The sequence below is a fragment of the Embleya scabrispora genome (genome assembly GCF_002024165.1).
GTDB lineage: Bacteria > Actinomycetota > Actinomycetes > Streptomycetales > Streptomycetaceae > Embleya > Embleya scabrispora_A.
Map to the genome: position 1 here is coordinate 33865 of NZ_MWQN01000001.1, position 13906 is coordinate 47770.

Genomic DNA, 13906 nt, shown 5'->3' on the forward strand with positions numbered 1-13906 from the left:
GGTTCGGGCGGCCCGGGGCGCGGTCGACCTCTTTGGAGATCGGCGTCGGAGCGATTCGTCAGCGCCCGGGACGCGTTGCGGAGCTGCTGTCTGCGCGGCCACTGGCCAGGCTGAATGAGAGGGAACTCCCGTGAAATACCGCACCATCGGCGCCGACCCGGCGACGCGGCGCGAGGTGAGCGTGCTCAGTCTGGGCGCGATGTTGTTCGGCACGACCATCGACGAGGAGACGTCGTTCGCGATTCTCGATCGCTATGTCGAGGCCGGCGGCACGTTCATCGACACCGCGAACAACTACGCGTACTGGAACACCGGCAGTCAAGGCGGGGAAAGCGAGGCGCTGCTCGGTCGCTGGCGGCGCAGCCGCGGCGTCGGCGAGGAGATCACCATCGCCACCAAGCTCGGCGGCCGGCCGATCGCCACCACCGAGCCGACGGGCTCCACGAGCAGGCTGGTTCCCTCGGACGGCGTGGAGGGGGTGAACGCCAAGGTGATCCGCGAGGCCTCGGCCGCCAGCCGCGAGCGGCTCGGCGTGGAGAGGCTGGACCTGTTGTATGCGCACATCGGGTTCCCCGACGCACCGTGGGAGGAGATCGTCGAGGCTTTCGGCACACTGGTCGCAGACGGCACGGTGGGTCTGCTGGGCGCCAGCAACCACTGGGCGTGGAGTGTGGAGCGGGCCCGGAACCTGGCCGCCGCTGCGGGCCTGCCCGGCTACGAGGTTCTCCAGTACCACCACAGCTACCTGCGGCGGCGGGGGGATCTGCCCGGCAGGCGCTCCCCGGACGGGGAGATCGGCACGGTCTCCGGTGATCTGCTCAGCTACGTGCGGGCCGAGCCCGGTCTCGCGCTGGTCGCCTACTCCCCGCTGTTGGGCGGCGCCTACGTACGCCGGGACAAGCCCCTGGACGCCGGCTTCGATCACGCGGGCACGCCCGCCCGCCTCGCGGCGCTGCACCAGGTGGCCGACGAAACCGGTGCAACCTTGAACCAGGTGGTGCTGTCCTGGCTCATCGGCGGCGAGGTACCGGTCATCCCCCTGGTCGGCGCGTCCTCGGTGGCGCAACTGGAGGAGAGCCTGGCGGCCGTGGACTTGGAGCTGACCGTGGAGCAGCGCACCAAACTGGACGCCGCACACTGAGCCCAAGGCGTCGGTGTGGACAACGACGTCGAGAAGCGGTTCTTTTTCGTGCGGTTCGTGACCGGCAACGGCCTCGCCCTGTCGGCCGACGTCGTCGAACTGCGCGTCATCGACCCCGAACGTCGGGACTGGCGCCGGGGCTGCCCGGCCGCCGGCGCGCCACCCACGGCGACCTGCGCGTCCCTCGGGACGCCGTTCGAATATGGCCCCGACTCGGGAACCTCGCACCCCGTCGGGGCGCGGATCGCCGAACAACGACGCGCACGAACCGGCGGTGTGATGCACCCACACCGGATCGAACTGCCGGACGAACCGGGCGTGGGGTGGAACGCCGACGACGACGCTTCCGAGAACGGGCCGGCGATGTGCCGCGGCTACCACGGCCATGTACGGCCGCCTCGCCGCGCCCGAGGCCGCGGCCGTCAACGCTTACCCCGTCGGCCAGTTCCTCGCGAACTGTCGACGCCCCCTGGGCCACCAGGAACGATCTCGACCGATGGCGCACCCTCCGGGAGCGAATCGCCGGATCGACCCCGGATGGAACCCGACCGGATGGCCACTGACGTGGCAACGCGTGCTCTCCCTGATCCGACTGCACCTCGAACAAGGCGGCACCTCGACGAACTCGCCCCCGGACACGCCTTGGACGGCAGCGACGTTGGTACCCGGCCCGACCGACAACGACGCGAGTGGCGACGAGCACAGCGTGAAATTGGGTGTGGCGCTCACCAACGCACGCCGACGGCGGTTCATGGGCGCGGGAGCGCGTGGTGGCGACCGGCTCGGCGTGCGAGGCTTCACCAGCGAGCGAAGCGCGGGGAACAGGGGTGCGATCTCGCTCCGGGGCACGGGAGTTCCCGGGAATTCCACGACGATCTCCCCCGGCTCGAGGGACGGGATCGACACGGTGGAGCGCGGATCCGACGAGCGCGGGCGAAGCTCGTCCGACAGGCGGGCAGGCGTCGCGCCGAATCACGCTCGCAGAGCTTCGGCGTCGACTCCGCGCCCGATACCTGTGCTGAGCCCGGTGACCCGCATGGCCGATCGTCAGGCCGCCTGCCCGCCCGCACTTGCCGCCGCATCCGGCCCCGGATAAGGCGGGCACCGGCTACCGCAGGACGTACTCGGCCGAGCACGTCCGGGTACTCGGACATCGGGGCATCCGCGCCCGCGTCGCGACGGCTCCCGGTAGGGCCACACATCCACCGCCCGGGACCGTCGCGGCGCGGGCGCGGTGGATGCCGCGGTCGGACCAACGAGCAGGCGGACGTGCGAAACCGTGCAGAGGGCGCTGTAGCCGCGAAAGAGGACGAGGCCACCGGCCACTGCGGCTGGCCCTGAAAGCCGGTGATCGACGCCATCATGAGGGCGGGAGACTACGTCTGCTCGGAGGCCGGGCGGTCGGAGCGGGTCTTCGTCAGCCTCTGATCCAAGTGGGAGAAGTTGACAGCGGCTTGGACCACGAGCACCACAGGCAGGGCGACGAGCAGGGACCACGGGACCGCGCCGAGCGCGGCCAAGAGGCAAATGACGGGAAGAGTGAGGAGAGTGGGGATCGTCGAGGTCAGAGCGATACGCATACGGATCCGTCGGTTTATCGGCAGACTCCTCGGGGCGAATGTGAATGCGGGGGCGACCACGCGGCGGGCGCAGGTCAGGCGGAGCCGTGGCGAGCACGGTCCAGATACTCGGCCAGATCTCGCCAGTCGTCGGCCGGTGCATCGGGGTCTGCCGACATGGCGGCCGGATCATCGTGCCAGGCAGCCCTCACGCCGGCGGAGATACCCGCATCGCCGCCGGTGAACAACGCGCTCAGTTCATCCATCCGGGCCACCAGTCGGCGGACCGCCTGATCGGTGGCAGGAGTGCCGGCCGCACGGTGTCGTTCGGCTCTTCGGTACAACCCGGGCCATTCGACTTCGAGCAGGTAATGCGTCGCGGGCCCCAGAGCAGCGGCACGGGTCCGTAGGACCTCTATCTCGTCGGCCTCCAAATGGCACCCCAGCGTACGCTCGCCCTCCGGACCGGTGCCGCCGATCGCCCGCAGCGCATCGAGCAGAGCCGTGGCCGCCGGAGCCTCGTCGCCCGACAACTCCTCACCGAGTCGCACGAGCCGCTCGCGCAGGACGCCGAGCGCTTCGATGGACGCCTCCACACCCGCCAAGTGATCCCGGACCAGCCGCAGCGGGTCGATACCCGCATCGAGACAGGCCGCGATGGAGTCCAGCGCCAGCCCCAGACTACGCAGCGCCAACACCTGATAGAGACGGACGAGGTCGTCCTCGGTGTATTCCCTGTGTCCCCCCGGGGTGCGTTGTGAGGGTCTGAGCAGACCGATCGTGTCCCAGTGGTGCAGCGTGCGCACGGTCAGACCGCTGGACTCCGCGAGCCGGCCTACTTTCCAGGTTGCAGAAGTGGTCATGGAGCCACGATGCATCCTCACACCACGTGAGGTTCAAGCCATGGCGGCGCCCTTCCCACCGCGACGCCTCGGGATGCGCGAAAGACGGCGACGGCGAGTTGACCGGCAACCGGCAATATGTCCATACCTGAAGACGAGGATGCTCAGGTTTCCGCAGGGCCGCCACGGTCGACTGCGCCGGTGCGGTTCGTATGTTGCGCTGCGGTTTAGGAAGGCTCGGCGTCGGCCGACGACCGTGCGGCGTGCGTGTTCCGGTCGCAGCACCGCACCCCCGTGTCGTCGCCGCGCGGGGTGCCCGGCAGCGGTTGGAGGGCCCATGCCGTCCGGTTGAGCCGACGCCGCCCGTTCGACGAGCTCCGGGAAGGGCTGCCCGGGTCCGACGCCGGCACGGTCGTCGTCGGAGCGCCCTCGAGGTCTCCGTCGGTGGCCGCCGACGTGCCGGAAGCGGCGGAGTCGTGACGGCGCGAGCATGGTCGGGCCGTGGGCCTGTCCGCCGGCCGGCGAGGCCGATGGGCCGATGGGCCGATGGGCCGATGGGCCGATGGGCCGATGGCGGATTCTGTCCGAAAAAGCAGGCACGAAACGCGGCCTTTTCAGTGAATGCTCTCCCGGGGGCGGGGCAGACGTGGGTCGGAGGTAAAACAATGATTCCCCTTCTGGTTGTTCTTCTGCTCGCTCTGATCCTTTTCGGCGCCGGTTTCGCGCTCAAGGCCCTGTGGTGGATTGCCGTCATCGTTCTGGTCGTGTGGGCGTTGGGCTTCGTGTTCCGCTCTGCCGGCACGGGTGGCCGGCGTGGCCGGTGGTACCGCTGGTAGATGCCACCGTCGGCACCGCCGGCGCTCCGACGTGATCCGTGCCGCACCGAAAGGGGCGCGGTGGGCGCGATCCCGAGACACACGGGATCGCGCCCACCGCGCCCCTTTTTGGTCGCGCGCCCATTTGGGGATTCCCGAAAGCACGCCCGGTGTTTGCCGAAGTGAAATCCGACTTTCCGGGTAGGGGTGAATCAAGCCGGGGCGACCGTGAAATGCAGGGGATCATCTGCACCTCCAACCGGCCGCCCCGGCTCCGCCCGAACGGCAATGGGCCCTGTGAACGCGCGAACAGGTGAAAGCAACACCGAGATCCTTCACCGCGGGTCCGTCGCCGAGAGGCGTGCGTCACCGCCGCATATTGCCTTCCTCGGCCGGCGGGTGCGCAGTCCGCAGCTTTCGCGCGAATGGACGACGGGGCCGATCCCCTCGCGGGATAAGGACCGTTGGGCCGGATGGAAGATGTCCACAACGGGGCCTCGTCCACGTCGCGGCCCGCGCCGGTCCTCACGCTTGCATCCCGTGGACTGAGAAGACACGCCCCTGAACAACCCTTCTCAGGCGCCCTCTAGGGTCGCCGCATGACAACTCCCATACCCGAATGGGCCCCCCGTGACGCGCGCGGGGTATGTCCGCATCTCACCGCGGACGACGCGTCGTTCCTGCGGGTCTTCCGTCCGGGCCGGCGCACGTTCGACTACCTCTGCGAGCCCTGCGCGGAGCGCGCGCCCGCGGCGGAAAACCGTGCCGGCACGGATCTCGCCCTCGCCTCGGCCGAGGACGTCGAACGCCTGGAACGCGAGGGCTCCTGGGAAGGCGTCGTGGGATTCCCCGGGGCGATCGACGGCCCGGACCGGCTCGCGCTGCTGCGCCGCCCGGCGGATGTTCGCCTCGACGGGTTTCGGGCCGCGGTCCCGGTCGTCGACGCCCCCGGCGAACGCTGGATCGTCGCGTGTGACGACATGCTGCTGGAGTTGGACGGGCGGACGGGACTCACGCGTGAGATCACCGCGATCCCCCTGGACTCGCAGGACAAGGGCGCGAACGCCGAACTCGTCGTCGCCTGCGACCGTGCCGGACGTTTCGTCGCCGTCGCACAGGCGAAGGGCCGACACGGAGCAGTCCTGGAAACCGCGTCCGGACGAGTCTCGATGCGACTCGATCGCGGTGACTATCGCGTGCGCAACTGCGAGTTCCCCGTCGCCTTCGCCGACGTCGCCGGACGCACCGTGCTCGTGCACGCCACCGCGTGGAACCGGCTCGACTGCTCCGACCCGTCGACGGGCGCCAACCTCACCCACCGCGCATCCCCCGGCCCGCGACGCGAGATGCCCGTCGACGAGCACTACCTCGACTACTTCTTCTGCGGCCTGAGCGTCTCGCCCACCGGCCGCCGCATCGTGTCGGACGGATGGATGTGGTCCCCGTGCGGCGTCCTCGCGACGTGGGACCTCCAGGCCTGGCTGACCGACAACCCCTACGAATCCGAGGACGGCCCCACCCGCCGTGAACTCGGCCCCAGAATCGACTTCTGGGACGCCCCGCGAGTCTGGCTCGACGACCGACGACTGGCGGTCTGGGGATTCGGCGTGGACGATCGAATGCACGACGGCGTACGGATCTTCGACACGGAATCCGGGACGGAGACCGATTGGTTCCCCGGACCGGTCGCCAACCTCGCCACCGACGGCACCCTCCTGTACTCCCTCCGCCCCCACCTGGCCGTCTACGAGATCGCCACCGGCCTGCGACTCCTCGCCGAACCGGACTTCGCGGCCCGGGCCCGCCACCCCCGCACCGGACGCCTGCTCGCGATCGACGACACCGGACGCGTCGAATTCGCCGAGGTGACCGACCCCCGGTAGACCCGCAGCCGGAGATCCTCGAGGCCGACCCCATCTTCGGCGAAGCACGCGTCGTCGCCCCGGCCGCGCACGCGGCGGACGTAGCCGACCTGCGCAGACACGCGGCGGATCTCTACCACAATCTCGGTTCCGGCCGGCCGCCGATCAGTTCGAGGTACCCGCAGGTGGATCCCGGCCCGGTCGCACGCCCGACGGGGTGGTGTGCGGCGGCACCGGCGCGTTCGTCGGAGCCGATCTCTTCGACGGGTTGTCGAACGGGGCCCGTCCGGTGGCGGTTTCGTCGCGTCCGGCGCGCCGCCGCGTCCCGTCGGTCGTGTGGTCGACCGTCCCGTCGGCGTGGGTGATGGCGGCGCACGGCGTCAGTTGGTGCAGGGACCGTTGCCCGGGTACTCCTCGGCGGGGAGCGAGTCCCATTCGGTGTTCGCGCCGTCGCGCGTGACCATGAACAACGGACGTGACCGCATGACGGATCCAATGGGCTGCTCGCACATCACGAGCCCGGAAACGTCCGGCCCCGCGTAGCCCGTGACCGAGTAGCAAAGGTCCACGCCCCTTGCCTTGACGTACGCGATCACGTCGCGCTCCAGCCCCGCCCGGTCCCTGCCCACCAACGCGAGTCCGTCGAAGGAGACCCGGGGGCCGTGCACGGCGTCGACGGCAAGGCAGAACAGCCCTACGGCCCGACTGACGTACGCCGTGACCGCGAGCGGCGAAGCGGCCGGTTCGTGGCGGCGGACCTCGATCCTCCACGTCCGGGAGAAGATCGCGTGGCTCGGCGCGCAATCGCCGACGCTCGTCCGGCCGGGTATGCCGGCCGCGGCCTCGAGCACTTCGCCGACGGTCATACCGAACCGGAACGGTCCGACGCCCACAGCCGGCGCATACGACCACTCGTCCCATCCGGCGGCCCCGATCCCGGACACCGCGGTCAGCCCCGTGCAGGCCCCCGCGACCGGGGCATCGTCCGGCACCCGGGTCGGTGGCCCCTCCCACTCGCCCGCACCCGCCGGCGCGGCCGGGACCGGCGGGTGCGGGGGCCGGTCGGCGAGGACCTCCTCGAGGTGTTCGTGCTCGTACCGCTCGATCGCGTACGCCAAAGCCCGGTACACGTCGTCGGCCGGTCGAGGCTCCGTGCCCGTGCCGCGGGCGTCGTCCGCCGCAGGACGGCGGCGACCGCCCCGGTGTACGCGTCGAAATCGGCGAGAGGGGCGTCGGGCGCCGGAATGTCGGTCACGGAAGCGATCATCACCGACGGCCCCGACACCGGGCGCACGACTCCATCGGCGCGGCGCCGTGTCGTGGGGCTGTGGTTGGCGCCCTGCGGCAGGAGGAAAATCGTGTCGGGGGTGGCCTGTTCGAGTCGGGTCGCGAGGTGGCGGGGAAGCGTCGGCTCTGCGGGTGGGGCCTCGCGGCGCGTGGCCGGTCGGGCTTCTGCTGAATCCTCGCTGTCAGCGTTCGCCACAACGCCGGCCACGAGCCTCTGCCCTCGGGAGCGCTTTTGCCCGTCCGGGCGCGTGGGTGCTCGATGGGGAGCCGAATCGGCTCCGTGTGCAGCGGTCCGCCGTGGTGTTCGGGGCGGGCCTGCAACACATCGAAACCGGGGACCTCGGGGCTGGTGGGAACGGCGCCGTACGCGGTCTCGGCGGGCCCGCGGCCGCGTTGCGCGGGCAGGTCACGACCCTGGGGCCGACCGCCGTCGGGCAGGCGTTCACACACTCGTCCACGCTTTCGGCACATGGGCTCTGACCTGGTGTTTTCTTGGGATTCGCCTAGGCTGGGGCTTTCGCCGCACACCCTCGGAGGGGACATCGTGAGTGGGGAATCGATTGGGTACGGTGCCGGCGACATCCGGGTGTTGGAGGGGTGGGAGGCCGTTCGGAAGCGACCCGGGATGTATATCGGCTCTACCGGCGAACGCGGCCTGCACCAGTTGGTGTTCGACGTCGCCGACCGGGCGGTGACCGAGGTCCTGACCGGCCGCACGAACCGTGTCGACGTCGCTGTCACGCCCGACGGCGGCGTGCGTGTCGCCGACGACGGGCCGGGTATCCCCGTCGAGGACGGCGGGGATACCGGCGGTCCCGGTCTCGAAGCCCTGCTGACCCGCCAACTCGTGGGGCCGAGGCCCGGTGGCCGCCACGACGTGACGCTCGGCTGGTTCGGCGCGGGGCTCTTCGAGGCCAATGCCCTGTCGAGTCGGACGACGGCCGAGGTGCGGCGCGAGGGGTTCCGTTGGGTGCAGGAGTACGCGCGCGGCGTCGCGGTCACACCGCTCAGCAACGCGGGGCCGGCATCCGGGAGCGGGACCACCATCACCTTTTGGCCGGATGCCGAGATCTTCGGCACGGCGCAGTGCTCGTTCGACACTCTGGCGGAGCGTTTTAGGGAACTGGCTTTTCTGAACCGGGACTTGGAGATTTCGCTGACGGACCGGCGTCGCCCGGACCAGTCGCGGTCGGAGCGGTTCCGGTCCCCGGGCGGAGCGCGGGACTTCGTCGCCTTCCTCGACGCACAGGCGGCGGCGCCCGTTCACCCGGACGTCATCGGCTTCGACCGCGAGGACCCGCGCATGGCCGGGACGATGGAGGTGGCGTTGCGGTGGCGTGACTCCGGTATGGAGCGGCTCCGCAGTTTCGCCAACAGCAGGCCCACATCCGGCGGCACCCACGAGGCGGGCCTGCGCGACGGGATGGCCGACGTAATCAACGCGTACGCGCGCAAACGGCGGCTGCTGAGGGCCACGGACCCCGATCTCGGCGCGGACCGCATCGGCGAGGGCCTGACGGCGGTCGTGTCGGTGAAACTGGACCGCCCGGAATTCCAGGGCTCCACACGCGAAGTGCTGGGCAACCCCGAAGTAGCCACCTGCGTCCGGCAGGCCGTCCGGGAACATCTGGGCACCTGGCTGGAGGAGCACCCGGAGTCGGCCACGGCCGTGATCGACCGGATCGTCCGGAGTGGCCGCCGGGACTGACCGGCAACGGACCACCGCGCCTGATCCCGCGTCCGGGACCGAAGGAGCGGCCGTCGGCACACGGACACCCGGCCGGGCGATCGCCTTGTCCTTCTTCTTCGCGATCAGCGCGAACGAGGGGATCGTCTTCCAGGCCGCGTGCTTCGCGGGCTGCCCGCATCCCTCGATGGCGATCGGCCGCTGCGAGGCGGCCATCGCCGCGGCGGTCTTCGCAGGGACGTCGGCGGCGAACGCGCCGTGAACCAGCACCACGGTCGGCTTGGGCGCCGTGGTGCTCGGACGCGGGGGACGGGGCCACGGAGGCTATCGTGGCGGCGAGCGCGGCGGCGGTGCCGAGGGCGTGCTTGGGGGCGTTCATGGGGTGTCCTCCATGGAGTCGGGTGCGGCGAGTGGCCGCGGTGCGAGCACCGGGCGGGGTGTGTGCCGCACTCCGGAGGCCGGCCGCGTGACCCGGCGATCGAGGAGGCCATCCTGCGGGCGACCCGCGCCCGCCTGGCCTCGGACGGGGTACTCGCGTACGACCGTCGCCGATGCCGGCGTCACCCGCCCGACCCTGTACCGGCGCCGGCCCGGCAAGCACGAGCTCGTCGCGGACGCCATCCGCTACGGCCTGCGCGAACAGCGCGACGCCCATCCGCCGCTCGACACGGACGCGATGACCCCGCGCGAGGCGTTCACCGAAGCCGTCCGCCGCCTGGATCCGCGCCACCACAACCCGCGCGCCGTGCAGCTGCACGGCAACTTCATGGGTGAGGCCGAACGCGAACCGGATCTGTTCACCCTTATCCGTGACGACGGCAACCGGCCCCGGTGCGACGAACTCCTGGACACGCTGCGACGCCTCCAGAACCGCGGCGCCGTCCGCGCCGACGTCGATCTGGTCACCTCCGGCCCGAGGCAAGCGGCGACGTTGACCGCATACGCGTCGGGGCAGCCTCCCGTCATGAGACTTCTCCGAAACGGTGACTCCGCCCGGGCGGCGGTGAGCGTGCGCCCGTACGTCGCGGCGGCGATGGCCGTGGCGGCGACCGCGGTGATCGGGGCACGCGCGGTCGACCCCGACGACGCCTGGTACCGCCGTCTGGACAAGCCCCCGTGGCAGCCGCCCGGCTGGGCCTTCGGCGCCGTGTGGACCCCGGTGTACGCGAGCGTGGCCGCCGCAGGAGGGCGGGCCCTTCGCCGCACCGGCGGAGCGCCCCGCACCGCACTGGCCGCCGGCCTGGCAACGAACCTGGCCTTGAACGCCGCCTGGAATTGGATGTTCTTCCGCCTGCGCAGCCCCATCGCGGGCCTGGTCGGCACCCTCGCGCTCGACGCGTCGAACGCGCACCTGATCCGACTCACCGCACGGGCCGACCCCACCGCCGCCGCGCTCCTGGCCCCCTACACCGCCTGGTGCGCGTTCGCCACCGTCCTGAACGCGGACATCGCACGGCGCAACACACGCGCGCCACGCCGCCGGAACCTCCACCGGTCGAGCGTGCCGTCGCAATAGGGCCGGTCCCCGCCGAACAGGCTCGTCGGCCACGCGGCCGGCATGCGTGTTGTGCGGTTCCGGGCCGTTCTCGTTCGTCGCGCGGTCCTTCGAAGGAGGGGAAGGACCGGTTGCCGGCGGCCGGGCCCATCCCCTCGCGCCGGCCTGGCTCCCCCTGTCGGGCAGCCGGTTCAGTCCCGGGTCCAGCCGGGTCCGTCTCCGCGCTCGACCAAGTCCCAGGCGTGGGCGAACAGTTCGGGTAGGGTCAGCCGCCAGGTGAGGTCGCCCCAGATGTGTTTGCGGCCGTGCAGCGGTATGCCGAGCAGGTCCGCCTTCCACGTCTCCATCGGCCACTGCGGCTTGTGGGCCTTGGCCCAGACGCAGGGGAGGAAGAGTTCGCGGCCGGCGTGCGGCCGTTTGCCGGTGATCACCACGCCGGCCGCCACGAGTGCGGCGGCGGCCTGTCGGTGGCGGGCGATGTTCCAGCCGTTCCACCGGCGGACCCGGCGATCGGCCGGCCGTGGCAGCGCGAGCAGTTGCAGGTACAGCGCGGCGGCGTCGGCGCTCACTCCGAGCGCCTGCTCGACGCGCGTGACGGTCTCGGGGGCACTGAGCGCGGGATTGCTCTCGTACCCGCCCACCGGCAGCGTGTCGTCGGCGACCCGCTCCAGCACGCGTGTGCACCAGTCGCCGCGCAGCACGTCCACGGCGTGGCGAACGGCCGATGGCTCGGGGACGACCTCGCGCAGCAACGCCGAACGCTCGTCGTCCCCGTAGTGGGCGGGACGGAAATGCACGCGTGCGGCGGTGCGCGAAGAGCGCTCGGTGGGTTCCTCGATGGTGGCGACGGTCAATCCGTCGTCGAAACTCGCCGCGGTGAGCGGGACCGGGCCCGCGTACGGCCGTTTGCCGAACGCACCCCGCAGCCGATCGAGGTCCCGGTGGAGGTACGGGGTGTGATCGGCGGGCAACAGCAGTCGCGGATGGTCGAGTCGGGCGCGCAACGCGGCCACGGTCGCGGGCAGCCCGGCGCGGACGGGATCCCCGGCGGGCAGCTCGGCGTAGACGACGGGCAGCGTCCCGGCCATCACGACCAGAAACCTCTTGAAGCGGAGGTGGTTTTCGTCCTCGCCGCTGCAGCGCACTCCGTCGACAGCCTCCGTCAGCCACGTGTCGTGGTCCCGGCCGGCCAGGGGGTGCGTCTGCGGGGACAGGAAGGCGGAGCAGACATCCGCTGCCGATATGGCCCAGTCGACGGGGGCGAGTTCGGCCACCACGGCCAGGCTCGCCTCGGGGGCCGGGTCCGAGCGGCCGTACCGGGTCCGCCAGGCTGCGCCGATCCGGTCGGCGAGCACGGTGGGGCCGGCCGGCTCCCACAACTCGGCCGGGTCCTCGGGCAACACCCGCGCGAGCAGATCCAGCCGGTCGAAGTTCCCCGTCCACCCCAACTCGTCGTACCCGGCCTCTGTTTCGGCCGGTTTGAGCCCGAGCAACCTGCACTGATCGCGATCGAGTGGTTCCGTGAAACGCATCCCGCCGGCGTCGCCGATCAGCAGCAGTGCCGCCCCGGCTCGGGACACGCCGGTCTGCTTGCTCAACCGTCCCGCCGCCCCCGGATCCCAGGCCATGGGCCCGCGTTCGCGTACCAGCGCGACCAGGCGGCGCAGTTGCTCCCGGTCGCCCCAACCCCGCTCCACCTCGACCCAGCCGGTCGGCTCACCGAACTCGGGCGGATCGGCCTCCCCGAAACGCGCCTGGAGCACGACACACCGGTCGCCGTACGGCCGCCCGGTCGCGATGGTGGCGCCCGCCTCGCCGCGCACCGCCCCGGCTTCGGCACGCGCACCACCCGTACGCAGCCGGACCGTCGGGTCGGCCAACGGCGTGCCCGCCCACACCTCGAGGAGCCCGAGCAGCGCCTCGCGATGCTCGTCCCGCGTCGAGGCGGCCGCCGCCCGCAGCGCGACCGCGCCCATGCGGCCGATCAACGCCGTCCAGGACCCGTCGCCCACGACGGGCGGCCCGTCCGACCCGGCCGGAGGGTCCCAGGTGCCGCAGAGGTAGCCGCCAACCTGTTCGAGGCCCGTCAACGCCTCCGGATGACCGAGTTCGTCGTCGAGGATCAGACCCCGCAACGCGGAGGACAGACACGCACTCGGGGAATCCACCTGCCTGGATGTCATGAGACATCCCTACCGTGCCGCACCGACGTCCACGCCGGGACCCCGAGGGTCGCCCGCTCGCCCCGGGGGCCCGAATTCGGAGCCGGGTAAATCAACGTGGCCCACCCCGTTGTGATGGTGCCCGGCTTCGCCCTGTTCCTCGCCTCCATGGCGGCGGGAACGAACCGGCGACGCCGCGTCCGCTTCGGGGAGTCGGTGCCACCGGTCATTGCGCCCAGTCGAAGACATCCGATTCGAGGTCGATCTGTGCGTTGCCGCCGCCGAAGTCGGCGCCGCCGACGCCGTCTTCGAGTTCGAACACGTATGGGGTCAGCCCCTCCGGTACGGCCTGGCAGGGCAACACCGTCCCGCCGAGATGGGAGCGGCCCATGGCGGCGGTCCAGAACTCCTGCAACTGCGGATCGTTCGAGGACCAGGCCCCGACGTAGTCGCCGTCGTCGTCCTCCGACGGGGCGATGCCGGTGTTCATGTCGCCGACGCGCTCGCCGATCCAGACCGTGCTTTCGGGAACGCTGTCGTCCCAGGCGTTGCAACCCAGGTTGTCGAAGCGGCCGGTGGGTCGTATCTCGGCCGGGGGTGCGATGCGGGGCGCGCCGAACTCCGCCGCGGTGAGCCGGATCAGCGCGTGTGTCCCGCCGATGAAATCCTCCAGGTCCCGTTGATGGGGATGGCGTGCCGCGGCTGCGGCCGCCAGGGCGACGAAGAACGGATCGCGGGCCTGCTCGGCCGTGAGTGGGGAGCCCCCCAACGCGTCGGCGGCTCCGGCGACGTCGACGGCCACGTGATCGTCGGCCTGGAAGAAGGCGATCGCAACCAGGCCCGGGCCCTTGCGCCGGTATTCCAGGGGCAGTTCGATCGTGATCACGTGCACCATCGGCAGGCCGGTGATCGGGCTCCGAGGCCAACTCGCCGTCCCGATGCCGGGCCCACGACCGCCACACCACCCGGCAACCCGGGCGCCGGGCAAATCGATGACGCTGCCCGCCCCCGGTCGCGCCCGCAGCGCATCCGCCGACTCCCCGAAACCCGAATCGT

General features: G+C 71.3%; 10 protein-coding genes. 6 read left to right on the forward strand and 4 right to left on the reverse strand.

The features are described from left to right. Window positions 1–130 precede the first annotated feature (130 nt). A complete protein-coding gene (locus B4N89_RS00180; protein ID WP_078973838.1) occupies window positions 131–1141 on the forward strand; it encodes an aldo/keto reductase in 1011 nt (336 codons plus the stop codon). 1654 nt (window positions 1142–2795) lie between these two features. On the opposite strand, the gene B4N89_RS00190 is transcribed toward B4N89_RS00180, so the two are convergent. Then, window positions 2796–3563 (reverse strand): MerR family transcriptional regulator, encoded by a 768-nt coding sequence (locus tag B4N89_RS00190; RefSeq protein ID WP_235618401.1) that lies wholly within the window; start codon window positions 3561–3563, stop codon window positions 2796–2798. A gap of 644 nt (window positions 3564–4207) precedes the next feature. Between B4N89_RS00190 and B4N89_RS00195 the strand changes: the two genes are divergently transcribed. Beyond that, on the forward strand, window positions 4208–4378 hold the full coding sequence (locus tag B4N89_RS00195; RefSeq protein WP_078973839.1) for a DUF5670 family protein: 171 nt from the start codon (window positions 4208–4210) through the stop codon (window positions 4376–4378). Window positions 4379–4956: 578 nt separating this feature from the next. Then, window positions 4957–6240: a hypothetical protein gene (locus B4N89_RS00200; protein ID WP_078973840.1), complete on the forward strand. Its 1284-nt coding sequence runs from the start codon at window positions 4957–4959 to the stop codon at window positions 6238–6240. A gap of 359 nt (window positions 6241–6599) precedes the next feature. Here the strand turns inward: B4N89_RS00200 and B4N89_RS00205 are convergent, their stop codons facing one another. Then, entirely contained in the window at window positions 6600–7349 is a 750-nt protein-coding gene (locus B4N89_RS00205; protein WP_143657788.1) for a hypothetical protein, read from the reverse strand. 626 nt (window positions 7350–7975) lie between these two features. Here B4N89_RS00205 and B4N89_RS00215 point away from each other — a divergent pair. The 3 genes from B4N89_RS00215 to B4N89_RS51095 all read left to right on the forward strand — a co-directional run bounded on the left by B4N89_RS00215 (window position 7976) and on the right by B4N89_RS51095 (window position 10709). Further along, window positions 7976–9214: an ATP-binding protein gene (locus tag B4N89_RS00215; protein ID WP_078973843.1), complete on the forward strand. Its 1239-nt coding sequence runs from the start codon at window positions 7976–7978 to the stop codon at window positions 9212–9214. 85 nt (window positions 9215–9299) lie between these two features. Next, a complete protein-coding gene (locus B4N89_RS49500; protein ID WP_161500573.1) occupies window positions 9300–9455 on the forward strand; it encodes a hypothetical protein in 156 nt (51 codons plus the stop codon). A gap of 204 nt (window positions 9456–9659) precedes the next feature. Further along, window positions 9660–10709, forward strand: coding sequence for a tryptophan-rich sensory protein (locus tag B4N89_RS51095; protein WP_235618402.1), 1050 nt, complete (start codon window positions 9660–9662; stop codon window positions 10707–10709). A 170-nt stretch (window positions 10710–10879) separates the two neighbouring features. Here B4N89_RS51095 and B4N89_RS00230 read toward each other — a convergent pair whose 3' ends face one another. Next, window positions 10880–12871 (reverse strand): hypothetical protein, encoded by a 1992-nt coding sequence (locus B4N89_RS00230; RefSeq protein WP_143657789.1) that lies wholly within the window; start codon window positions 12869–12871, stop codon window positions 10880–10882. A 205-nt stretch (window positions 12872–13076) separates the two neighbouring features. After that, window positions 13077–13736 carry a hypothetical protein gene (locus B4N89_RS00235; RefSeq protein ID WP_235618403.1) on the reverse strand — a complete coding sequence of 220 codons (660 nt, stop codon included), beginning with the start codon at window positions 13734–13736 and terminating at the stop codon, window positions 13077–13079. Between the last annotated feature and the right edge of the window lie 170 nt (window positions 13737–13906).